At 71.3% G+C, this 22,250-nt stretch carries 23 protein-coding genes and 1 pseudogene; 17 read left to right on the top strand and 7 right to left on the bottom strand.

Annotated features, from left to right (window positions below):
* Positions 1 to 394 (bottom strand): hypothetical protein (locus tag ACFU5K_RS26770; RefSeq protein WP_384066108.1); only part of this gene is annotated, 394 nt, incomplete at its 3' end.
* Positions 395 to 457: 63 nt separating this feature from the next.
* On the opposite strand from ACFU5K_RS26770, the pseudogene ACFU5K_RS26765 reads away from it, so the two are divergent.
* Positions 458 to 663, top strand: a pseudogene (locus ACFU5K_RS26765) (ABC transporter ATP-binding protein); the annotation flags it as partial.
* Positions 664 to 688: 25 nt separating this feature from the next.
* On the opposite strand, the gene ACFU5K_RS26760 reads toward ACFU5K_RS26765, so the two are convergent.
* A complete protein-coding gene (locus ACFU5K_RS26760; RefSeq protein ID WP_384066106.1) occupies positions 689 to 1,465 on the bottom strand; it encodes a VOC family protein in 777 nt (258 codons plus the stop codon).
* Between the two features lie 239 nt (positions 1,466 to 1,704).
* Between ACFU5K_RS26760 and ACFU5K_RS26755 the strand changes: the two genes are divergently transcribed.
* Positions 1,705 to 2,532, top strand: coding sequence for a sulfurtransferase (locus ACFU5K_RS26755; RefSeq protein ID WP_384066104.1), 828 nt, complete (start codon positions 1,705 to 1,707; stop codon positions 2,530 to 2,532).
* 83 nt (positions 2,533 to 2,615) lie between these two features.
* Here ACFU5K_RS26755 and sepH read toward each other — a convergent pair whose 3' ends face one another.
* Positions 2,616 to 3,674: a septation protein SepH gene (gene sepH / locus ACFU5K_RS26750; RefSeq protein WP_384066102.1), complete on the bottom strand. Its 1,059-nt coding sequence runs from the start codon at positions 3,672 to 3,674 to the stop codon at positions 2,616 to 2,618.
* Positions 3,675 to 4,169: 495 nt separating this feature from the next.
* Between sepH and ACFU5K_RS26745 the strand changes: the two genes are divergently transcribed.
* A complete protein-coding gene (locus ACFU5K_RS26745) occupies positions 4,170 to 5,114 on the top strand; it encodes a hypothetical protein (RefSeq protein WP_384066100.1) in 945 nt (314 codons plus the stop codon).
* Positions 5,115 to 5,147: 33 nt separating this feature from the next.
* On the opposite strand, the gene ACFU5K_RS26740 is transcribed toward ACFU5K_RS26745, so the two are convergent.
* Positions 5,148 to 6,467 carry a D-arabinono-1,4-lactone oxidase gene (locus ACFU5K_RS26740; protein ID WP_384066098.1) on the bottom strand — a complete coding sequence of 440 codons (1,320 nt, stop codon included), beginning with the start codon at positions 6,465 to 6,467 and terminating at the stop codon, positions 5,148 to 5,150.
* Positions 6,427 to 7,671, bottom strand: a complete 1,245-nt coding sequence (locus ACFU5K_RS26735) for an MFS transporter (RefSeq protein ID WP_384066096.1) — start codon at positions 7,669 to 7,671, stop codon at positions 6,427 to 6,429. Before ACFU5K_RS26735 ends, ACFU5K_RS26740 begins: the two co-directional genes overlap by 41 nt.
* A 125-nt stretch (positions 7,672 to 7,796) precedes the next feature.
* Here ACFU5K_RS26735 and ACFU5K_RS26730 point away from each other — a divergent pair, with 125 nt between their 5' ends.
* Complete coding sequence (locus ACFU5K_RS26730; protein ID WP_384066094.1) at positions 7,797 to 8,921, top strand: ferrochelatase; 1,125 nt, start codon at positions 7,797 to 7,799, stop codon at positions 8,919 to 8,921.
* 80 nt (positions 8,922 to 9,001) lie between these two features.
* Positions 9,002 to 9,802 (top strand): inositol monophosphatase family protein, encoded by an 801-nt coding sequence (locus ACFU5K_RS26725; RefSeq protein WP_384066092.1) that lies wholly within the window; start codon positions 9,002 to 9,004, stop codon positions 9,800 to 9,802.
* A 100-nt stretch (positions 9,803 to 9,902) separates the two neighbouring features.
* Here ACFU5K_RS26725 and ACFU5K_RS26720 read toward each other — a convergent pair whose 3' ends face one another.
* Positions 9,903 to 10,076 (bottom strand): hypothetical protein, encoded by a 174-nt coding sequence (locus ACFU5K_RS26720; protein ID WP_327113681.1) that lies wholly within the window; start codon positions 10,074 to 10,076, stop codon positions 9,903 to 9,905.
* 365 nt (positions 10,077 to 10,441) lie between these two features.
* Here ACFU5K_RS26720 and ACFU5K_RS26715 point away from each other — a divergent pair, with 365 nt between their 5' ends.
* From ACFU5K_RS26715 to ACFU5K_RS26700, 4 genes are all read left to right on the top strand, one after another.
* A complete protein-coding gene (locus tag ACFU5K_RS26715; RefSeq protein WP_327113679.1) occupies positions 10,442 to 11,095 on the top strand; it encodes a response regulator transcription factor in 654 nt (217 codons plus the stop codon).
* Between the two features lie 7 nt (positions 11,096 to 11,102).
* Positions 11,103 to 12,347: a sensor histidine kinase gene (locus ACFU5K_RS26710; RefSeq protein ID WP_384066089.1), complete on the top strand. Its 1,245-nt coding sequence runs from the start codon at positions 11,103 to 11,105 to the stop codon at positions 12,345 to 12,347.
* Positions 12,348 to 12,751: 404 nt separating this feature from the next.
* Positions 12,752 to 13,048: a DUF4193 domain-containing protein gene (locus ACFU5K_RS26705; RefSeq protein ID WP_003965732.1), complete on the top strand. Its 297-nt coding sequence runs from the start codon at positions 12,752 to 12,754 to the stop codon at positions 13,046 to 13,048.
* A gap of 11 nt (positions 13,049 to 13,059) precedes the next feature.
* The gene (locus ACFU5K_RS26700) at positions 13,060 to 14,013 is read left to right on the top strand and encodes a hypothetical protein (RefSeq protein WP_384066087.1); all 954 of its coding nucleotides are present in this window, start codon (positions 13,060 to 13,062) and stop codon (positions 14,011 to 14,013) included.
* Positions 14,014 to 14,017: 4 nt separating this feature from the next.
* Here the strand turns inward: ACFU5K_RS26700 and ACFU5K_RS26695 are convergent, their stop codons facing one another.
* Complete coding sequence (locus tag ACFU5K_RS26695) at positions 14,018 to 14,473, bottom strand: DUF3093 domain-containing protein (RefSeq protein WP_384066085.1); 456 nt, start codon at positions 14,471 to 14,473, stop codon at positions 14,018 to 14,020.
* 100 nt (positions 14,474 to 14,573) lie between these two features.
* On the opposite strand from ACFU5K_RS26695, the gene ACFU5K_RS26690 reads away from it, so the two are divergent.
* From ACFU5K_RS26690 to ACFU5K_RS26655, 8 genes are all read left to right on the top strand, one after another.
* Positions 14,574 to 15,116, top strand: coding sequence for a PaaI family thioesterase (locus tag ACFU5K_RS26690; protein ID WP_384066110.1), 543 nt, complete (start codon positions 14,574 to 14,576; stop codon positions 15,114 to 15,116).
* A complete protein-coding gene (dut, locus tag ACFU5K_RS26685; RefSeq protein WP_384066083.1) occupies positions 15,116 to 15,643 on the top strand; it encodes a dUTP diphosphatase in 528 nt (175 codons plus the stop codon). The genes ACFU5K_RS26690 and dut overlap by 1 nt, the downstream gene beginning before the upstream one ends.
* 1 nt (position 15,644) lies before the next feature.
* Positions 15,645 to 16,409, top strand: a complete 765-nt coding sequence (locus ACFU5K_RS26680) for a DUF3710 domain-containing protein (protein WP_384066081.1) — start codon at positions 15,645 to 15,647, stop codon at positions 16,407 to 16,409.
* A 150-nt stretch (positions 16,410 to 16,559) separates the two neighbouring features.
* Complete coding sequence (locus ACFU5K_RS26675; RefSeq protein ID WP_384066079.1) at positions 16,560 to 17,294, top strand: ABC transporter ATP-binding protein; 735 nt, start codon at positions 16,560 to 16,562, stop codon at positions 17,292 to 17,294.
* 168 nt (positions 17,295 to 17,462) lie between these two features.
* Complete coding sequence (locus ACFU5K_RS26670; RefSeq protein ID WP_384066077.1) at positions 17,463 to 20,006, top strand: DUF4118 domain-containing protein; 2,544 nt, start codon at positions 17,463 to 17,465, stop codon at positions 20,004 to 20,006.
* 70 nt (positions 20,007 to 20,076) lie between these two features.
* Complete coding sequence (locus ACFU5K_RS26665) at positions 20,077 to 20,784, top strand: response regulator (RefSeq protein ID WP_384066075.1); 708 nt, start codon at positions 20,077 to 20,079, stop codon at positions 20,782 to 20,784.
* A 205-nt stretch (positions 20,785 to 20,989) separates the two neighbouring features.
* On the top strand, positions 20,990 to 21,406 hold the full coding sequence (locus ACFU5K_RS26660) for an OB-fold nucleic acid binding domain-containing protein (protein WP_384066073.1): 417 nt from the start codon (positions 20,990 to 20,992) through the stop codon (positions 21,404 to 21,406).
* A gap of 3 nt (positions 21,407 to 21,409) precedes the next feature.
* Positions 21,410 to 22,186, top strand: a complete 777-nt coding sequence (locus ACFU5K_RS26655) for a DUF3159 domain-containing protein (RefSeq protein ID WP_384066071.1) — start codon at positions 21,410 to 21,412, stop codon at positions 22,184 to 22,186.
* The last annotated feature ends 64 nt before the right edge of the window (positions 22,187 to 22,250 follow it).

The following is a 22,250-nucleotide window of genomic DNA, read 5'->3' as shown; positions in this document are numbered from 1 at the left end:
CGTGCGCACCCAGGAGGTGCGCACGGGCGGTTCGCGCTGACGGGTCCTGATCCGGCGACGCGTCAGTGAGGCGCTGGAGCCGAGGAGTCGGCCCGGCTGCCGGCGGGCCCGGGATCGCGACCGGGCTCCATGTCCGTGTCTGTGTCGACTGTTTCCCCGTACGACATGGCGGCTTCCCGCCTGCGTGCCTGTGCCGCTTCGCGCGCGCGGTGCGCAGCGGTGACTGCGTCCACTCCGCGAACCACCAGACGGCGGCCACCAGGGAAGCCCACAGCAGCCCGCCCAGGACCGCGCTCGGCCAGGGTGCATCCTCGGCCACCCGCTCCACCGCGGTCAGCACCACCCAGCCGCTGAGCAGCACGGTCAGAACTCGTACGCGCCTATGCCTGAACATTCCTGGCGGCTACCCGGGCCGGAGACGATCACGCGGCGGAGACCCGAGAACAACCCTTTCGTTCGTTCGGAAATCCTCGTGCAGGAGGCCCTGACCCGGCTCGTGCGCGGCCGGACCGTCTTCGTCATCGCGCACCGGCTGTACACGATCCAGGGGCCGACCGTGTCGTGGCCCTGCGGGGCGGCCGTATCGCCGAAGTGGGCACGCACCAGCAACTGCTGTTCAGGGACGGCGTGTACGTGGGATTCCGGCCCGCCCGGGCGAGATGACACAGCCCGCCGGTGGCGCGACCGCTCAGTCGGCCGGCGGCCGCACGATCGTGAACACCGCGCCCTCCGGGTCGGCCACCGTGGCCAGCCGTCCGCTCGGCGTGTCCCTCGGCGGACGCAGTACGCGCCCGCCCAGTTCGCTCACGCGCGCCGCGGTCTCATCGGTGTCGGCGACCTGGAAGTACGTCATCCAGTGCGGCCCGCGGTCGCGCGGCAGCCCGTGCCCCACGCCGTGCAGGGCCGCGACCGGGCGGCCCCGCAGGTGCAGTGTCTGGTAGTCGAAGTCGGCCGACACGACCGCATCGGTCTCGAAGCCGAACACCGCCTGGTAGAACTTGGCGACCGACGCGGTCTCCCGGGTCACCAGTTCGTTCCACACGGGTGTGCCGGGAGTGTCCGCCAGAGCCGTACCGAGGTGCTCCGTCGCCTGCCAGATGCCGAACACAGCTCCGCCGGGGTCCGACGCGATCGCCAGACGGCCCGCACTGCCCGCGACGATGGGGCCGACCGCCACCGTCCCGCCGCAGCACCGGATCGCCTCCGCCGTGGCGTCCGCGTCCTCCGTGGCGAGATAGGTCGTCCACGCGATCGGGAGGTGCCGGTCCGGCGGTAGCTGCCCGATACCCGCGACCTCCTTGCCCTGCAGCAGCGCCCGTACGTACGGCCCCAACTGCTCGGGCCCCGGCCGGAACTCCCAGCCGAACAACTGACCGTAGAAGTCCTGGGTCGCGGACAGGTCGTGCACGATCAGACTCACCCAGCACGGTGCTCCGGGAGTGCGCCGGGCGGCAGCCTCGGTCATCTTCTTCTCTCTCCTCGTACCATCGGGGTCGGCGTACGGGGGGACGGGGCCTGCCCGACGTCCAGCGGTACGGATACGGGTGCGTACGCTCCGTGCAGATGCTCGCACCACTGAGCCGCCGAGGCACCCCGGCCGCGCCGCGTTTTCCGGCTTCCGCTCGCCGAGTTGAACGTTTTGTTGCTAAAAGTCCGCTTCGTGGAGGCGGCGTCGAGGGCGGTCACTGCGCGAGGATGGCACCCATGAAGCCCATCATCACCGCATCCGAATACCTGAGCGTGTCGGCCGGGCCGCGGCCGCCGGTGCTCCTCGACGTCCGCTGGCAGCTCGGCGGACCGCACGGCCTCGCGGATTACGAGGCCGGGCACATCCCGGGCGCGGTGTTCGTCGACCTCGACGTCGAACTCGCCGGCCCGGAGGGCCGCGGCGGCCGTCACCCCCTGCCGGACCCGGAAGCCTTCGGAGCCGTCATGCGGCGCGCGGGCGTGGGAGGCGAGAGTCCCGTAGTGGTGTACGACGGCGGGCTGGGCTGGGCCGCCGCCCGCGCCTGGTGGCTGCTGCGCTGGACCGGCCACCCCGATGTCCGTGTGCTGGACGGGGGGCTTGCGGCGTGGACGGGCGAGCTCACCACCGCGATTCCGAAGCCCGCCGAGGGCGACTTCCGGCCCGCACCGGGTGCGCTCGGCCTGCTGGACGCCGACGGTGCCGCCGGGCTCGCGCGCTCCGGGCTCCTGCTCGACGCGCGGGCGGCGGAGCGTTACCGGGGCGATGTCGAGCCCATCGACCGTGTGGGCGGGCACATCCCGGGTGCGGTCTCCGCCCCGACCACCCAGAACGTCGACGAGGACGGGCGGTTCCTGCCGGCCGGGTCGCTGGCCTCCCGCTTCGCGGCCCTGGGTGCCGACGGGGCCACCGAGGTCGGCGTCTACTGCGGCTCGGGTGTCTCGGGCGCCCATGAGGTGCTTGCGCTGGAGATCGCGGGACACCGAGCCGCCCTCTACGCCGGTTCCTGGTCGGAATGGTCCGCGGACGAGTCCCGGCCGGTCGCCACGGGACCCGACCCCCGCTGACGCTGCCGCCTGCCCCGAGGCGTGAGGGCCCGTGTGCCACTGCGCACGGGCCCTCCTCATGCCGTCGGTGTCCGGACCGGTCCTCAGTCCTGCTTCTTCCGCCGCGTGCCGAAGACGATCTCGTCCCAGCTCGGCACCGCCGCCCGGCGCCCGGGGCGTACCCCGTCGGCCTCGGCCTGGCGGTCCGTGGTGCCGGTCAGCCGGTCCCGGTGCCCGGCCACCGCGCGCGGCATCAGCACATCGGCGTAGGCGGAACCGGCGCCCGCAGCCGCGGCCGGGGGCTCGTCCGCCTCGGGCTCCTGTTGCGGCGCGGGTTCGAGTGCGGGCGGCTCGGGCTGCGAGGGGCGCTCGGGCACCACCATGTCGCCGCGGAAGCTCGGTACCGCTTCCAGGAGGCTCGTCAGCGAGTCGCGCTCGCCCGCGGAGACGCTGCCGAGGCGTTCTTCCGGTTCCGCGGCCGGAGGGGCGGGCCGCTCGATCTGACGGTCCAGCGCACGATCCAGCGGCCGGTCGCGCGGGAGGCGGGCGATCCGGGGCACGAACGGGAAGCTGGGCTCGGGGGCCGCGACGTCGTCCGTCTCGCCGATCAGCGAGCGCGCCTCCTCGTCCACGGCCTGGACCAGCCGCCGGGGCGGGTCGTAGGTCCAGCTCGCGGAGTGTGGTTCGCTCGCGACGCGGTACACGAGGAGGACTTCCCAGGTGCCGTCGTCCCGGCGCCAGGAGTCCCACTGGACGGTCTCGCGGTCGGCGCCGCGCAGCAGCAGGCGCTCCTGTACCGCGTCGCCGAGCTGGGGTCCGGTGTTCTCGCCGGGACGGCGTACGGGAGTCTTCCGGGCCCGCTCGGCCATGAAGGCACGCTCCGCGAGTACGGGACCCTCGAAGCGGCGCACCCGGTCGACCGGGATGCCGGCGAACTGCGCGACCTCCTCGGCGGAGGCACCGGCGCGTATCCGCGCCTGGATGTCGCGGGGGCGGAGATGGCTCTCCACCTCGATCTCGATCTGGCCCAGGCGTGCGCGGTCGTTGCGCACGGCGGCACGCAGCCGCTCATCGATCGGAAGCGTGTACTCCGTGCTGTCCGCAGCCTTGAGCACCAGTCGTGTGCCGTCGTTTGAGACGGCCACGACACGCAGTTCGGGCATGGGAACCTCCCGGGTGGTGCCTGCCGACGTCACGTGCGTCGCTGCTTCCGCTAGTCGAGTGTGACCTGCCCGGGTTCAGCCTGCCACAACCTTGCCAAGTTACCCGGCGTGTCGGGCCTTGGCCCTGGAACGTCACGATGGCACGGTTACCTGTTGCGACGCGTAGCGACCGAATCGTCGCTCCGTGTAGCAGGCGCCCGTGCGATGCCGCGGCGCCGCCGGTTCGAGTGCCGTTTTCGGCTCCCTCCCGTAGGTCCGGCCACCCATGCGGGAGTCCGGCCCCAGGGCTCGTCACAGTACTCCATTCGGGCCACGCGGGTGGACCGGCGCGCCGCCGAAGTTCTCGCCGGGCACGGGTGTTGGGTTACCCCGTTCTCGGCGGTATGCCCGCGATGCGTGTGCTGCTTCACAGAAACTCCAGAATCGGAACTATCTGATTCGCTCATATGTCCTTTCCTGGTGCAAGGTGGGGTAGTTGTCGAGCAGGGGCTGATCATGGTTCAGAAGCCGCAGAGTGATGCGGAACATAAGGAAAGGCGCATAGATCTGAGCCTGCCGCAGGTTGCAGGCAGCGCCGTCGCAGCGGTCGCGGCGGCGGTCATGGCCTCACAACTCGGCGTGTACGGAACCATCGCGGGCGCCGGCGTGATGAGCGTGGTGGCCACCTGCGGAGGATCGGTCTTCCAGCACTTCTTCCGCCGCACCGGCGAACAGATCCGTGAAGTCACCGTCCAGGTGAAACATCCGGCGGGCCGTCAGGTGACGGTGCGCACCAAGGAGACGTCACCCGCGTCGCAGTGGCCGCGGGACGAGGCGACCACCGTCCTGCCCGGCGTGACGGAGTCCGACGCCGACCGCACCCGGCCGCTCCGCCGGGTGCGGCCCGGCGACGGCGGTCCGGTGACGGACGCGGCCCGCCTCGGGGCGCTCCCCGGAGACCTCTATTCCGAGGCCCGCACCCACGGCACCCGCGTCCGGGGCTGGAAGCGCCCGGCCCTCGCGGCGACCGGTGTGTTCGTGCTCTCGATGGCCGGCATCACGGTGTACGAGGCGGCCTCCGGCCATGACCTCGGCGGCAACGGGGGGACGACCGTGGGCTCGGTCGTCCGGGGCGAGTCCGGCGGTGGGGTGAAGTCCCCCGAACCTTCCACCGGAACCCGGCAGGACGGCGACGGGGGTAACGGGCGCCGGCCGGACACGGGAGGTGCCACGACGCCGGGCGCGGACTCCGGCGACGGACAGAGCGCGCTGCCCGACCCGTCCGAGGGCGGCGGTGCGACCGACGAACCGGCTCCCACGCCTTCGGCATCCGAGAACCCCACCACGCCGCAGAGCACGCCGTCCGCCCCCGGCACACCGTCCGCACCGGCCACGACCGGAGCCGGCGACGCCGCCGGTCAGCAGGACGGTGCGGCGTCCGAGGGGGACGCAGGCCGGTGAACCCGTCCCGCCCGTGCTCCCGGACCTCGCACGTCAGTCGCCGAGCACGCGGCGCAGGTAGTCGTTGGCGAACAGCCGGCCCGGATCGAGCCGGTCGCGTACGGCGGTGAACTCACCGAAGCGCGGATAGGCCCCGGCCAGATATGCGGCGTCCCGGGTGTGGATCTTGCCCCAGTGCGGGCGGCCGTCGTACCCGGTCATGATCCGTTCGACGGCGGTGAAGTACGACTGGTACGGCGTGCCCCGGTACAGGTGCACCGCGATGTACGCGCTGTCCCGGCCCGAGGCCGTGGAGAGCGCTATGTCGTCCGCGGGCGCCGTGCGGACCTCCACCGGGAAACCGATGCGCAGCGGCGAGCGGTCCACCATGGCCTTGAGCTCCCGCAACGCCTCGACGGCGGCCTCGCGCGGCAGGGCGTACTCCATCTCGACGAAGCGCACCCGCCGGGGGCTGGTGAACACCTTGTACGGGATGTCGGTGTAGGTACGGGCCGACAGGGCGCGGCTGGAGATCTTCGCGAGGGCGGGGATGGTCCGGGGCACCGCCCGGCCGACCGTGCACGCGACCTGGAAGATCCCGTTGGAGAGCAGCTCGTCCTCGACCCAGCCCCTGACCCGTCCGGGCGGAGCGGCGGGGCCGGCGCTGCGGTTGTTGCGCTTGGTGTTGCAGTTGCCCGTGTGCGGGAACCAGTAGAACTCGAAGTGCTCGTTCTCGGTGACCAGCTCGTCGAAGTCGGTCGTGACGCGGTCGAAGGTCATCGGTTCCTCGCGGGCGGTCAGCAGGAAGACCGGCTCCACCGCGAAGGTGACCGCGGTGACCACGCCGAGTGCGCCCAGGCCGATCCGGGCAGCCGCGAAGACGTCGGGCCGCTCGTCGGCCGAGCAGCGCAGCACCGAGCCGTCGGCCGTGAGCAGTTCGAGCGCCCGGATCTGCGCCGAGACCGACGCCGAGTCGCGTCCGGTGCCGTGGGTCCCCGTGGAGGTGGCCCCGGCGACCGTCTGCTCCATGATGTCGCCCATGTTCGTGAGGGAGAGCCCCTCGCGGGCGAGCGCGGCGTTGAGGCGCTTCAGCGGGGTACCTGCCTCGACCGTCACCGTCATCGTCCCACGGTCGATGTCCCGGATGCCGGTGAGCAGGTCCGGGCGTACGAGGACGCCGTCCGTCGCCGCGGCCGCGGTGAACGAATGCCCCGTGCCGGCCGGCTTCACGGTCAGGCCGTCCTCGGACGCCCGGCGGAGGACGTCCGCCAGCTCGTCGACCGATGCGGGGGACTCCACGCGCGCCGGCCGGGCGGTGACATTGCCCGCCCAGTTACGCCACGTGCTCGCCGTCCGTGCGTAGGTGTCGGTCATCTTCCCCGCGCCCTCCCGTAGGAACCGGCTCCGCGAGCCGGCGATACCCCAGGAACGCCACCGCGGCCGCGAGCGCCCCCGCTGCGACGGGCACCACGTACCCCGACTCGGCCCCCGAAACGTCGACCACCCAGCCTGCGGCAGAGGAGCCGAGCGCCACCCCGACCGCGAGTCCCGTGCTGGTCCAGGTCATGCCCTCGGTCAGCTTCGTGCGCGGTACGTGCTGCTCGACGAGGGCCATCGTGGTGACCATCGTCGGTGCGATGGCGAGGCCCGCGGCGAAGAGCGCCACGGCCAGGAACGGCAGGCTCCCGGCCAGTTGGAGGGGGATCATACTCACGGCCATCGCGCACACCCCCACCAGCCACCGGGTGGCCGGCTTCCCCTTGACGTGGACCAGGCCGAAGACCGCCCCGGCGAGGCAGGATCCCAGGGCGTAGACCGCGAGCACGAGACTGGCCGCCGCCTTGTGGCCGCGCTCCTCCGCGAAGGCCACCGTCACCACGTCCACGGCCCCGAAGATCGCGCCCGTGGCGACGAACGTGAGCACCAGCACCTGGAGACCCGACGAGCTGAGGGCCGAGCCGCCTGTGTGGTGCTCCTTCGGGTGCGGCGTGGGCTCCGTGGCGCGCTGCGCCGTCAGCCAGAACACACCCACCACCAGGAACCCGCCGGCCAGCAGGGGGCCCGCCTCCGGGAACCAGGCGGTCGACAGACCGATGGAGATGATGGGGCCGAAGATGAAGCACGCCTCGTCGACGATCGACTCCCACGAGTACGCCGTGTGCAGCTGCCGCACCGACCCCCGGTAGATCTCGGCCCAGCGTGACCGGACCATCGACCCCACGCTCGGGACGCAGCCCGCGCCGGCGGCGAAGACGAAGAGCGTCCAGTCGGGCAGCCGCTGCTGCGCACAGATCAGCAGCCCGGCAACGGAGGCGACGGCGAACAGGGTGGCGGGGCGCAGGACACGGCGCTGCCCGTACCGGTCGACCAGCCTGGACACCTGCGGCCCCATGGCCGCCGCCGCGAGGGCCAGCGTCGCGGAGAGCGCGCCCGCCAGCCCGTAGCGGCCGGTGAGCTGGGACACCATGGTGACCACGCCGATCCCCATCATGGCCAGCGGCATCCGTCCGAGAAATCCGGCGGCCGAGAAGGCCCGGCTCCCCGGGGCGGAGAAGATGGCGCGGTAGGGGCTGGGCAAGGGGTGCTCCGATGAAGCCTGTCAGGTGTGCAGATGCCTGACACAGCTTACGGTCGGCCACCGGCACCCGGCGCCGGCCGATGTCGGGTGCCGCACTGCCGGAGCAGGGTGGCAGGATCGGGTACATGTCCGATCTGCGTGATCCAGCTCCGTACGACGCCCTGCTCCTGCTCTCCTTCGGAGGTCCCGAAGGCCCCGACGACGTGGTCCCGTTCCTGGCGAACGTGACACGCGGCCGGGGCATCCCCGAGGAACGGCTCAAGGAAGTCGGCAAGCACTACTTCCTCTTCGGCGGCGTGAGCCCGATCAACGCGCAGAACAGGGCGCTGCTCGAGGCCCTGCGCAAGGACTTCGCGGAACACGGCCTGCAGCTCCCGGTCTACTGGGGCAACCGCAACTGGGCCCCCTACCTCACGGACACCCTCCGCGAGATGGTCACCGACGGGCACCGCCGGATCGCCGTGCTGGCCACCAGCGCCTACGCCTCGTACTCCGGGTGCCGTCAGTACCGCGAGAACCTGGCCGAGTCGCTGGCCGTGCTGGCGGCCGAGGGGCTCGCGGTGCCCCGGGTCGACAAGCTGCGCCACTACTTCAACCACCCCGGCTTCCTGCGGCCGATGGTGGACGGTGTGCTCGCCTCGCTGGCCGACCTCCCCGAGGACGTCAGGGCGGGCGCGCACCTCGCGTTCACCACCCACTCCGTCCCGACGGCCGCAGCCGACACCTCGGGGCCGGTGGAGACCCACGGAGACGGCGGTTCCTACGTGGCCGAGCACCTGGAGGTCGCACGGCTGATCGTCGAGGCCGTCCGCGAGGAGACGGGAGTCGAGTACCCGTGGCAACTCGTCTACCAGTCGCGCAGCGGCGCGCCGCACATCCCGTGGCTGGAGCCCGACATCTGCGACCACCTGGAGACGCTTCACGGTGACGGGGTGCCGGCGGTCGTCATGGCCCCCATCGGGTTCGTCTCGGACCACATGGAGGTGCTGTACGACCTCGACACCGAGGCGACGGCGAAGGCCGCCGAGCTCGGGCTGCCGGTCCGCAGGTCCGCGACGGTCGGCGCCGACCCCAGGTTCGCGGCAACTGTGCGCGAGCTCCTCCTGGAGCGGGCCGCCACCGAACAGGACCGCCCGGCCGAGCGGTGCGCACTGGGCGCGCTGGGGCCCTCGCACGACCTCTGCCCCGTCGGGTGCTGCCCGGCCAGGACCCCCAAGCCGGCCGCGGCCGGCGCCGACAGCCCGTTCTAGCAGCCGGCCGGGCGCCGCCCTCCCGCCGAGAGGGCTCCGGCGGCCCGTCCGTGCCCCGCGACACCCACGTCTGGAGCGTTGTGAACGACCCCCTCCTGTCCGAACTGCTCGACCTCGCCCTCGAAGCGGGCCGCCGGGCCGGCGCCCTGCTCCGCGACGGCCGTCCCGCCGACCTGGGGGTGGCCGCGACCAAGTCCAGCCCCATCGACGTCGTCACCGAGATGGACATCCGGGCGGAGAAGCTGATCACCGGCTACCTCTCCGAGCACCGCCCCGCCGACGGCTTCCTCGGCGAGGAGGGAGCCAGCGCCGAAGGCACCAGCGGCATCCGCTGGGTCATCGACCCCCTCGACGGCACGGTGAACTACCTCTACGGCCTGCCGACCTGGTCCGTGTCCATCGCAGCCGAACGCGACGGCGAGCGGGTCGTCGGGGTCGTGGAGGCCCCGATGCGCCGCGAGACGTTCCACGCGGTCCTCGGCCGGGGCGCGTACGGCAACGGCGAGGCGCTGCACTGCCGCCCCGCGGCCCCCCTCGACCAGGCCCTGGTGTCCACCGGCTTCAACTACGTCACCGAGGTCCGCACGCATCAGGCCGCCGTGGCGCAGCGGCTGATTCCCAGGCTGCGGGACATCCGGCGCGGCGGATCGGCGGCCATCGAGCTCTGCGACGTCGCAGCCGGCCGCCTCGACGGCTACTACGAGCGCGGACTGCACCCCTGGGACGTGGCGGCCGGCGACCTCATCGCCCGGGAGGCCGGCGCGCTCACCGGAGGACGGCCCGGCCTGCCCGCGGACGGGGACCTGACGGTCGCGGCGACACCCGGTGTCTTCGAGCCGCTGCAGGCGCTCCTGGAGGATCTCGGCGCCTGGCACGACTGACACGCGGCTCTCCGGCGCCCCTGGAGGCCCACCGGAGGGCGCTGGTACGACGGGAGGGCCCGGAGAGCCATGACGGCTCTCCGGGCCCTCCCGTAGCGGCTCAGACGCTTGTGGCGCCGATTTCCACGCCGTGCTCGGCGGCCAGGCGGTGCAGGTCGTCGAGCTCTCCCTGTTCGACGTCCGCGAGGAAGTCGTCGCCCGTCTCGCGAGCCATCGTGAGGTCGGACTCGGTGGTCTTGATTCGTTGCAGCAGACCTGCGGTGAAAGCGTCCATGGAGCGCCCCCTCATCGTGGGTCGGTGGCACGGGGGTGTGCCCGGTGGTCCCCCGGCACGGAGGCCGGGGCGCGGGTGATCACGCAGTCCCTCTGGAAGCAGGACGGGCTGTGGTGGTACGCCACACACATGGCGTGATCGCGGGTGTGAGGTCGTCCTCCCCCCGCCCAGCCTCAGAGAAACCTCAACTGCCCGGGAAATCCGTTCAATTCCCCGGAGGTCCGGCCCGGACGCGTCGTCTTACCGCCGGTTTATGGCTGTTGAAGGCAGGATGGACACGCACAGTCGGTACCGCTGACGTGCTGCGAGCGGCCGTGTCGAAGGCCGCTCGCCGTATTTCCGGAGAACTAGGGAAGGACTGCGCCGTGCGCGTACTCGTCGTCGAGGACGAGCAGCTGCTCGCCGATGCGGTTGCCACCGGACTGCGCCGGGAGGCCATGGCCGTGGACGTCGTCTACGACGGAGCGGCCGCCCTCGAGCGGGTCGGGGTCAACGACTACGACGTCGTCGTGCTGGACCGGGACCTCCCGCTCGTGCACGGCGACGACGTCTGCCGCAAGATCGTCGAGCTCGGCATGCCCACCCGGGTGCTCATGCTCACCGCGTCCGGTGACGTCAGCGACCGGGTCGAGGGCCTGGAGCTCGGAGCGGACGACTACCTCCCCAAGCCGTTCGCCTTCAGCGAGCTGACCGCCCGCGTACGCGCCCTGGGGCGCCGTACGACGGTCGCGCTGCCGCCCGTGCTGGAGCGGGCCGGCATCAAGCTCGACCCCAACCGCCGCGAGGTCTTCCGGGACGACCAGGAGATCCAGCTCGCCCCGAAGGAGTTCGCCGTCCTCGAGGTCCTGATGCGCAGCGAAGGCGCGGTCGTGTCGGCGGAACAGCTGCTCGAGAAGGCCTGGGACGAGAACACCGACCCGTTCACCAACGTGGTCCGGGTGACGGTCATGACCCTGCGCCGCAAGCTAGGTGAGCCCGCGGTCATCGTGACGGTCCCCGGCTCCGGATACCGGATCTGAGGGCGTGATGGCAGCATCCCCGGGCCCTGTCGCGGCGCCCCCGAAACCGACCTGGGAGCCGAAGCCGCAGGAAGCCACCTACCCGTGGCTGCGTCCGACCATCCGGATACGGCTCACGCTCCTGTACGGCGGAATGTTCCTGATCGCGGGCATCCTGCTGCTCTCGATCATCTACATGCTGGCCGCCCAGGCCCTGCACGACGCGGGCGGCGGGCTGGTGTTCCAGGTGTCCGGCACGAACGTCCGGATCTCCAGCGACACCTGTCCGCAGCTCGGTTCCGCGCTGAACAACAACCAGCTCAACGAGGCGATCAAGGACTGCACCGCGGCGCAGCGGCAGCATGCCCTGGACAGTCTCCTGAACAGGGCGCTCCTGGCCCTCGTCGGCCTCAGCATCATCGCCTTCGCTTTCGGCTACGCCATGGCCGGCCGGGTCCTGTCCCCGCTGGGCCGGATCACGCGCACCGCCCGGAGGGTCGCCGGCACGGACCTGACCCGCCGGATCGAGCTGGACGGCCCGGACGACGAGCTGAAGGAGCTCGCCGACACCTTCGACGAGATGCTCGACCGCCTGGAGCGGGCCTTCACGGCGCAGCAGCGGTTCGTCGGGAACGCCTCGCACGAACTGCGCACACCGCTCGCCATCAACCGCACCCTCCTGGAGGTCCACCTCTCGGACCCGGGGGCGCCCATGGAGCTCCAGCAGCTGGGCAAGACGCTCCTGGCCACCAACGAGCGAAGTGAGCAGCTCGTGGAGGGCCTGCTCCTGCTCGCCCGCAGCGACAACCAGATCGTGGAGCGCAAACCCGTGGACCTGGCCGAGGTGGCCGACCGTGCCATCGACCAGGCCAGGTCGGAGGCGGCGGAGAAGGGCGTGGAGATCCGGGGTGAGCGCGTGCCGGCGGTCGTCCAGGGCAACGGCGTCCTCCTGGAGCGCATCGCGCTCAACCTCGTGCAGAACGCTGTGCGCTACAACGTCGCGGACGGCGGCTGGGTGGAAGTCACCACCGAACTCCAGCACGGACAGGCGCTCCTCCTGGTCACGAACACCGGACCCGTCGTGCCGGCGTACGAGATCGACAACCTCTTCGAGCCGTTCAGGAGGCTGCGCACCGAGCGGACCGGGAGCGACAAGGGTGTCGGACTCGGCCTGTCGATCGCGCGATCCGTCGCGCGGGCGCACGGAGGCCGTATCATCGCGGAGCCCCGCGAGGGCGGTGGTCTCGTGATGCGCGTCACCCTGCCGGTCTGAGAGGCTTCACGACGTGAGGCCGGATTGGATCGCTCTGTTCGCTTTGGGCGGAATTCTCGAACTCTGTTCGCGTTCTGTCCTTGTGTGATCGATCACAAGAGCAAATTTAGGTACCTCTACTCTCCGTGATCACAACTCTCCCCGAAAGTCTGGAAACGTCCGGGTTTCCGGGGGGTGATATCACGGGAAGTACACGGGGTGGCGCCCGTGAACTGCAGCAATCGGACCGTGTACGGTCCCCATCGCCACCCAAGCTGATCGCTCACGAGAGATCCGGTTGGGTGTCGATTGAGTAACAGACCTTGATGTGAGGCAAAATCTCCGCCTCAGGTCGGGCACAAGTCCGGCCTCTCACGCGTTACGTGCGCTGAGACACCGCAGACACCCATGAGGGGGAGAGCGACATGGCAACGGATTACGACACCCCACGGAAGACCGACGACGACGTCGATCAGGACAGCCTCGAAGAGCTCAAGGCTCGTCGGAGCGACAAGACGGCATCCGCCGTCGACGTGGACGAGTTCGACGCGGCTGAAGGACTGGAGCTGCCCGGCGCAGACCTGTCCAACGAAGAGCTGGCCGTGCGGGTTCTGCCCAAGCAGGCCGATGAGTTCACCTGCATGAGCTGCTTCCTGGTGCACCACCGCAGCCAGCTGGCGCGCGAGAAGAACGGTCAGCCCATCTGCCGCGACTGCGACTGAGGGAACCGGCCGTGGCAGGCGACACACCGTTTAGGAAGCGGCGCTTGCGGCGCACGAAGTCGTCGGAGGCGCAACAGGGCGGCACGGGCTTGGCGCAGGGTGGGAACCCCACCGCCGAGTACCAGGCCGCCCTGCCGCCCTTCCCCGGCACATCTGACGAGCGAGGCCGTCCGGCCTCGCTCGAAGCTGTACGGGCGGCGGGCTCGGCACACGGGCCCGGGCAGGACGGACCGGGGCCGCCCCCGGAGGAGTCCGGCCGTCTGAACTCACTGAAACGGGGCGTGCTGAGGAGCCGGGCGAGCGTCCGGGCCGCGCTCGGCATGGTGGCCGACCGGATCATCGACACGGCACCCCGCGTCCCCGTGCGGGACCTCGCCACCCTGCGCGGACAATTCCCGGGGCTCGGCCCCGAAGAACTCGCCGACAAGCTCGTCGCGGGTGCGTGCAACGCCACCGCGACCGTCGGCGCGGGCATCGGGGCGGCGGCGATGATGCCCGTCCCGCCCGCCATGCTGGCCGAACTCGCCGCGGAGATCACCGGCGTGGCCGCCGTCGAGATGAAGCTCGTCGCCGAGCTCCACGAGGTCTACGGCCGACGGCCCCCGGGCAACCTCGGGCAGCGCAGCACCGCCTACCTCACGTCCTGGACGGAGGAGCGCGGCATCGACGTCTCACGCCCCACCACGCTCAACGCCGCACTCGGCGGCCAGATGAAGCGTGAACTGCGCCAGCAGATCATGAAGCGCACGGTGCGCGACCTGCCCAACCTCATTCCGTTCATGATCGGAGCCGTGGTCGGCGCGATGATGAACCGACGGGACACCAGAAAGCTCGCCGACCGGGTCAGGGACGACCTGCGGCGCCATCAGGTCCCCTGGGACCGTCTTCCGGAGCTTCCCCCGCTGGAACAGCCCGTGCGGCCCGCCGAGGAGCTGCCCAAGGGCTTGGACGGCCCCGGCATCTGACCGCTCAGGCGGGCACGGGCGCGAGGGCCGCCACCAGGGCCTGCGGCTGCCGGGTCGACAGATAGACGTACGGAGTCGGGTCGGCCGGGTCCGTCACCTTCACCCGGACCGCCGTCGGGATGTAGCTGCGCAGCAGCATGAAGGCCCGGAGGTCCGCCTTGTACGTGCGCCAAGCGCGGGCCTCCTCGCCCTCCAGGACCTCGGCGTCACCGAGCGCCTCCAGCGGGATCCGGGCGTCGCCCGCGACGAGCGCGCCCGCCACGACCCGGATGCGCGCGGAGCCGTACGAGCTCACGACGGCGCACGCCGCCGCGGTGCCTCCCACCAGGCCGCCGAGCAGCGGCAGGGCGCCGAGGGGAAGGAGTATCAGGGCACAGGCGACGCCGATCCCGAAGGCGATGAGCCACCACGTACGGGGCGCGGTGAGACGTTCGTCGAAGGGGGGTGCGGAAGGCTGCATGAAACCTAGCTTGGCACGGTGCGACCGCGAGTCGGCCGCGCGGGTAAGGTCTGCGCCTGTGAGTGGAACATCTGCACGTCTGACACCCCCGGCCGCGGCGGTGAAACCGGTCCGTCATCCCGACGCCCCCGCGCCCGGCGAGCTCCTCGGCTCGCACTACGAACACTGTTTCGGCTGCGGAACCGGACAGCCGCACGGGCTGCACCTCCAGGCGCGGGCCGGAGAGGGCGTGAGCGTCACCGCCGAGTTCACCGTGAGGCCGGCCCACCAGGGCGCCCCGGGACTCGCGCACGGCGGTGTCCTGGCCACGGCGATGGACGAGACGCTCGGTGCGCTGAGCTGGCTGCTGCGGGTGATCGCGGTGACCGGACGGCTGGAGACCGACTACCTCCTGCCGGTGCCGGTGGGCACGGAGCTCTTCCTGGAGGCCGAGGTCACCGCCGTGCACAGCCGGAAGAACTACTGCCGCGCGACGGCACGGATCGGCGGCCCCGAGGGGCCCGTCGCCGTCCGTGCGGAGGCGCTCTTCGTCGAGGTCAAGGTGGAGCACTTCACCGAGAACGGACGGCCGGAGGAGATCCGGGCGGCGATGGCGGACCCGGACCAGGTCAGGCGCGCACGTGCCTTCGAGGTGAACCCCTGATGCGAAACCCCGTCGACGTACTGATCCGCCGGGTCGACCCCGAGGTGCCGATCCCCGCGTACGAACACCCCGGCGACGCCGGTGCCGATCTGGTGACCACCCAGGCCGCCGAGCTCGCCCCGGGCGAGCGGACCGTGCTCCCCACCGGGGTGTCGATCGCGCTGCCCGACGGGTACGCCGCCTTCGTGCACCCCCGCTCCGGCCTCGCCGCACGCTGCGGAGTGGCTCTCGTGAACGCCCCGGGGACGGTCGATGCCGGGTACCGTGGGGAGATCAAGGTCGTCGTGGTCAATCTCGACCCTCGCGAGACCGTGAAGTTCGAACGGTTCGACCGGATTGCCCAACTGGTCGTCCAGCAGGTCGAGAAGGTGCGCTTCCACGAGGTGACGGAACTCCCCGGCTCCGCGCGGGCCGAGGGGGGCTTCGGATCCACCGGCGGTCACGCCGCCGTGGACGGTGTCACGGGCGGTAACACCCAGGGTGGGAACAGCTACGCTTCGGTCGTATCCGACCGGGAAGGACGTTGACGTGTTCGGACGTCGCAAGAACAGTGGTTCCGCCGAGGACACGGTGGACGAAGCGCGCGAGGCCGAGCAGGTCGCCGACGAGCTCGACGGCGCCGCGGGCAGCTCGCGCCGCACCAACCTTCCGCCGGCACCCCGGCCGGACGGGCCGTGGGACATCTCCGAGGTCTCCCAGCCCGGCGAGGGCCGGGTGGACCTGGGCGGCGTCTTCGTGCCCGGGGTCGAGGGCATGGAGCTCCGTGTGGAGGTCGCCGGTGACGCCATCGTCGCGGCCACCGTCGTGCTGCGCGACAGCGCGATCCAGCTGCAGGCCTTCGCCGCTCCCAAGAAGGAGGGCATCTGGGGCGAGGTGCGTGACGAGATCGCGTCGGGCATCACCCAGCAGGGCGGGATCATCGACGAGGTCGAGGGTCCGCTGGGCTGGGAACTGCGCGCCCAGGTACCCGTGCAGCTCCCGGACGGGAAGAACGGCGTACAGCTGGTGCGCTTCGTCGGGATCGACGGACCGCGCTGGTTCCTGCGCGGAGTGATCTCCGGTCAGGGCGCCGTGCAGCCGGAGGCCGCCGGGCTGCTGGAGACGATCTTCCGCGACACCGTCGTCGTGCGCGGTGACGGCCCGATGGCCCCGCGCGACCCGATCGTCCTCAAGCTCCCCAACGACGCCCAGATGGTGCCCGAGGGTGTGCAGCAGGAGGACCAGGAGAGCTCCAAGTTCTCCGGCGGGATGGGCAACCTCCAGCGCGGACCCGAGATCACCGAGGTGCGCTGAGCGCGCCGCACGGCACGTCGAGGCCGGTGGGCCGCACCCGGGACCGGGTACGGCCCACCGGCCTCTTCATTGCCTCTGCGGGGGCCGCACGGACATACTTGCGGCTGCCGGAGAGCGGCACAGAGGGCGGCACACGCACGGGGGAGAGCGATGACACGGAGCACCGGCGCACTGGGCGGTACGGCCCTGGCCGACAGCGCGGCCGACGGCCCCATGGTGCGGATCGAGGACCTGCACCGCTCGTACGGGACCGGCGCCGCGGCCGTGCACGCCCTACGAGGGGTCTCGTTCGAGATATCCCGCGGTGAGCTGGTCGCACTCAAGGGCCGCTCGGGCTCGGGCAAGACCACCCTGCTCAACCTCGTCGGCGGTCTCGACACGCACGACGGCGGCCGGATCACGGTCGGCGGCACCGACCTCTCCGAACTCGGTGAGGAAGGGCTGCTGGAGCTGCGCCGGGACCGGATCGGCTTCATCTTCCAGTCCTTCGGCCTGATCCCCATCCTGACCGCGGCGGAGAACGTCGGCGTACCCATGCGGCTGCGGAAGACCGACCCCGCAGAGCGCGAGGAGCGCGTCGCCCTGCTGCTCTCGCTGGTGGGTCTCGGCGACCACGCGCAGCAGCGTCCCGCGGAGCTCTCCGGCGGCCAGCAGCAGCGCGTCGCCATCGCACGCGCACTCGCCAACCGGCCCGCGCTCCTGATCGCGGACGAACCCACCGGGCAGCTCGACGCGGAGACCGGACTCGCGGTCATGCAGCTGCTGAGGGCCGTAGTGCGCAGCGAGGGCGTCACCGTGCTCGTGGCCACCCACGACCCCCAGCTGCTTGGCTTCGCCGACCGGGTTCTGGAGCTCAGCGACGGGCACATCGTCGAACACGCGTAGCCCCGGGTGAGACGGGACCGCCCGCCCCAGGTCACCGCCCCCGCATCAGAATCCCGTCAATACGGACCCCGCTCCAGGGGTCAGGATCCCTGCGCCGGATTCTCTCGGGGTAGCTTCGACAGCGGCTCCCGCATCGGCGGAAGTCGCTGCAGAGAAGACAATGGGGCCATGGCACGCGGCAAGCTGCGGATCTACCTGGGTGCGGCACCCGGTGTGGGCAAGACCTACGCGATGCTGTCCGAGGCCCACCGCCGGGTGGAGCGGGGGACGGACTGCGTCGTCGCGTTCGTCGAGCACCACGACCGCCCGCGCACCGAGGTGCTCCTCCACGGGCTGGAGCAGATCCGGCGCCGCGACATCGAGCACCGTTCGGCCGTCTTCTCCGAGATGGACGTGGACGCCGTCCTGGAGCGGGCCCCGGCCGTCGCACTCGTGGACGAACTCGCGCACACCAACGTGCCCGGTTCCCGCAACGCCAAGCGCTGGCAGGACGTCGAGGAACTCCTCAGGGCCGGCATCGACGTCGTGTCGACCGTCAACATCCAGCACCTCGAATCCCTCGGTGACGTCGTCGAGTCGATAACCGGAGTGCGGCAGCAGGAGACCATCCCCGACGAGGTCGCCCGGCGGGCCGACCAGATCGAGCTGGTCGACATGTCGCCCCAGGCGCTGCGCCGGCGGATGGCCCACGGCAACATCTACAAGTCCGACAAGGTCGACGCCGCCCTGTCCAACTACTTCCGGCCCGGCAACCTCACCGCGCTGCGCGAGCTGGCACTCCTCTGGGTCGCCGACCGGGTCGACGAGTACCTCCAGCAGTACCGGGGCGAGCACGGCATCAGCGCCCCCTGGCAGGCCCGTGAACGCATCGTCGTCGGACTCACCGGCGGCCCCGAGGGCCGCACGCTCATCCGCCGCGCCTCCCGGATGGCAGCCAAGGGCTCGGGCAGCGAGATCCTGGCGGTCTACATCGCCCGCAGCGACGGACTCACCTCGGCCTCGCCCAAGGAACTCGCGGTCCAGCGCACCCTCGTCGAGGACCTGGGCGGCACCTTCCACCACGTCATCGGCGACGACATACCCAGCGCGCTCCTCGCGTTCGCCCGGGGCGTCAACGCCACCCAGATCGTCCTCGGCTCCAGCCGCCGCAAGACCTGGCAGTACGTCTACGGCCCCGGGGTCGGTGCCACCGTCGCCCGGGAGTCCGGCCCCGACCTCGACGTCCACATCGTCACGCACGAAGAGGTCGCCAAGGGCCGCGGACTTCCCATCGCCCGCGGCGCCCGGCTCAGCCGCACCCGGATCATCTCGGGCTGGATCGCGGGCGTCGGCGGACCGGCACTCCTGACCCTGCTCCTGCACGGACTGGAGAACGGACCGGGGCTCGCCAACGACGTCCTGCTCTTCCTGTTCCTGACGGTCGCCGCCGCACTGCTCGGCGGGCTGGCCCCCGCGCTCGCCTCGGCCGCCGCCGGCTCCCTGCTGCTGAACTACTGGTTCACGCCGCCCACGCACACCCTGACCGTGCAGGACCCCGAGAACTTCGTCGCCATCGTGATCTTCTTCGCGGTGGCGGTCGCGGTGGCCTCCGTGGTGGACCTGGCGGCACGCCGTACCCATCAGGCGGCCAGACTGCGCGCCGAGTCGGAGATCCTCTCCGCCCTGGCCGGGAGCGTCCTGCGGGGGGAGACGGCCCTCGACGCCCTGCTGGAACGCGTCCGCGAGACCTTCGCGATGGAGTCGGTCGCCCTCCTGGAACGCAGCAGCGACGTCGACCCCTGGACCACCGCCGGATCCGTCGGCCCCGCTCCCGTGACCCGCCCCGACGACGCCGACGTGGACATGCCCGTCGGCGACCACATGGCCCTGGCCCTGTCCGGCCGCGTGCTGCCCGCGGAGGACCGCCGCGTCCTCGGCGCCTTCGCGGCACAGGCCGCCGTCGTCCTCGACCGGCAGCGCCTGGTCGGCGAGGCGGAGGCCGCCAGAAGACTGGCCGAGGGCAACCGGATCAGGACCGCCCTGCTCGCGGCCGTCAGCCACGACCTGCGTACCCCCCTGGCCGCCATCAAGGCCGCTGTGAGCTCCCTGCGCTCCGACGACGTCTCCTGGTCCGACGCGGACGAGGCGGAGTTCCTCGCGGCCATCGAGGACGGTGCCGACCGCCTGGACCACCTGGTCGGCAACCTGCTCGACATGTCCCGCCTGCAGACCGGAACCGTCACCCCGCTCATACGCGAGATCGACCTCGACGAGGTCGTCCCGATGGCGCTCGGCGGCGTACCCGAGGGCAGCGTCGACCTGGACATCCCCGAGACGCTGCCCATGGTGGCCGTCGATCCGGGACTGCTGGAACGGGCCGTCGCCAACATCGTCGAGAACGCCGTCAAGTACAGCACCGGCCGGGAACGCGTCGCCGTCGCCGCCAGCTCCCACGGCGAACGCGTCGAGCTGCGAGTGGCCGACCGCGGCCGCGGAGTCCCGGACGAGGCCAAGGAACGCATCTTCGAGCCCTTCCAGCGCTACGGTGACGCTCCGCGCGGCGCCGGGGTCGGCCTCGGGCTCGCCGTCGCCCGTGGTTTCGTGGAGTCCATGGGCGGCACGCTGGACGCCGAGGACACCCCCGGCGGCGGGCTCACCATGGTCCTCACCCTCACCGCAGCGCCCGGCCAGGTGGGTGCCGGCCCCGCGCCGCCCGCACAGGTGGCGTCATGAGGCCCGGTGCCCCGGTTTCCGCGGGGCGCGTCCCCACCCCGTACACGTATTCAGGAAAGGCAGGTCCGCGATGACAAGGGTGCTCGTGGTCGACGACGAGCCGCAGATCGTGCGCGCCCTCGTGATCAACCTGAAGGCCCGCAAGTACGAGGTGGACGCCGCGCCGGACGGAGCGACGGCCCTCCAGCTCGCCGCGGCCCGCCATCCCGACGTCGTCGTACTCGACCTCGGGCTGCCGGACATGGACGGCGTCGAGGTGATCAGGGGGCTCCGCGGCTGGACCCGGGTCCCGATCCTCGTGCTCTCCGCCCGCCACACGTCCGACGAGAAGGTCGAGGCCCTGGACGCGGGGGCCGACGACTACGTCACCAAGCCGTTCGGTATGGACGAGCTGCTGGCCCGGCTGCGCGCCGCCGTACGCAGGGCGGAACCGGTCGGCACCGAGGGCGGCGACGACCTGGTGATCGTCGAAGCCGAGGGCTTCACCGTCGACCTGGCGGCGAAGAAGGTCCATCGCGAGGGCCGTGACGTGCGGCTCACGCCCACGGAATGGCACCTGCTGGAGGTCCTCGTGCGCAACGCGGGACGCCTCGTCAGCCAGAAACAGCTGCTCCAGGAGGTCTGGGGACCGTCGTACGGCACAGAGACCAACTACCTGCGCGTCTACATGGCGCAGCTGCGCCGCAAGCTGGAGGCGGACCCCTCCCACCCCAGGCACTTCGTGACCGAACCGGGGATGGGCTACCGCTTCGAGCGTGGGCGGTCCCTACCGGAGTAGGCGTCTCCACCGGTGCGCCCTGCGTCGGGGGCGAGCGTCCTCACCCGCGGGTATCCCGTCGGAGCAGCAGCTCCATCGGCCGGCAGGCTGCCGGGAGGGAGCGTTTCCACTCACGGGTGTCCACTTCCGCGGTGACAGCGTTCACTCGTGCGGGTGAGGTCACCGCGGCCCGGCCGCCACCGTGGGAGACCGGTACCCTTCGGGTATGAGCGCTGTTCCCCGATTCGAGAAGCCAGGCAGGGCCGAGAAGCCGTCCGGCCGCTTCCGACGCATGCTCGACCGGCTGTCCACCTCCCAGGAGGACCTCGAGTGCGAGGAGCTCCGGGAGGACTCACACGCCTCGGGCTGCACGCGCATCTCCGAGTGCTCGGACCGGCAGATCGTCAAGGTGACTGGTACCTTGCGGACGGTCACCTTGCGTCCGCGGGCCGGAGTGCCCGCCCTGGAGGCGGAGCTCTTCGACGGGACCGCACCGCTCGACGTGGTCTGGCTGGGCCGGCGTTCCATCGTCGGCATCGAGCCGGGCCGCAAGCTCATCGCGTCGGGTCGTGTGGCCATGAGCCACGGACGCCGGGTGCTGTTCAACCCCAAATACGAACTCCGACCGCTCGGCAAGGAGTAGCCGGTGACGTCTCTCGACAAGCCGACGTCCGACACGGACCAGCCCCACCGCACCGACCAGCAGGACGCCGACGCGAAGGCGGTCACGGAAGCCGCGCTCTTCGAGGCCTTCGGCGGCCTGCGCGGAATGGTGGAGACAGTCCTGCCCGGGCTGCTCTTCGTCACGATCTTCACCATCAACAAGGACCTGAAGGCCTCGGCGATCGCCGCACTGGCGGTCTCACTCCTCCTCGTCGTCGTACGCCTGGTCCGCAAGGACACCGTCAAGCACGCCTTCAGCGGCGTCTTCGGCGTGGCCTTCGGTGTCGTGTTCGCGATGATGACGGGCAACGCCAAGGACTTCTACCTCCCCGGCATGCTCTACACGCTCGGGCTGGCCCTGGCCTACCTCGTCACGTCGGTCGCGGGCGTCCCGCTGATCGGACTGATCCTCGGCCCGGTGTTCAAGGAGAACCTCTCCTGGCGCACCCGCAACCCCGGCCGTAAGAAGGCGTACGCCAAGGCCAGTTACGCCTGGGGGCTGATCCTCCTCGCGAAGTGCGCGATCCTCTTCCCGCTGTACTGGTGGGCCGACACGGCCCAGCTCGGCTGGGTGCTCGTCGCGCTGAAGATCCCGCCGTTCCTGCTCGCGGTCTATCTCACCTGGGTGTTCCTCGCCAAGGCGCCGCCGCCCATCGACGTGTTCGCCGAGATGGAGGCCCAGGAGCAGGCGGAGAAGGACCGCAAGGCCGCCGCCACGCAGAACGCCCAGGCCTCGGAGGCCCGCAACTCCGAGTTCTGACCCGCGCGCCGACGTACGCGCCGCCCGCGCGAGTGGGGCCCCGGACCGTGTCACGGTCCGGGGC

The sequence above is a fragment of the Streptomyces sp. NPDC057428 genome, assembly GCF_042803195.1.
Lineage (GTDB): Bacteria > Actinomycetota > Actinomycetes > Streptomycetales > Streptomycetaceae > Streptomyces.
The sequence above is the reverse complement of the archived record's forward strand: the minus strand, read 5'-3'. Positions and strand labels throughout refer to the sequence as shown.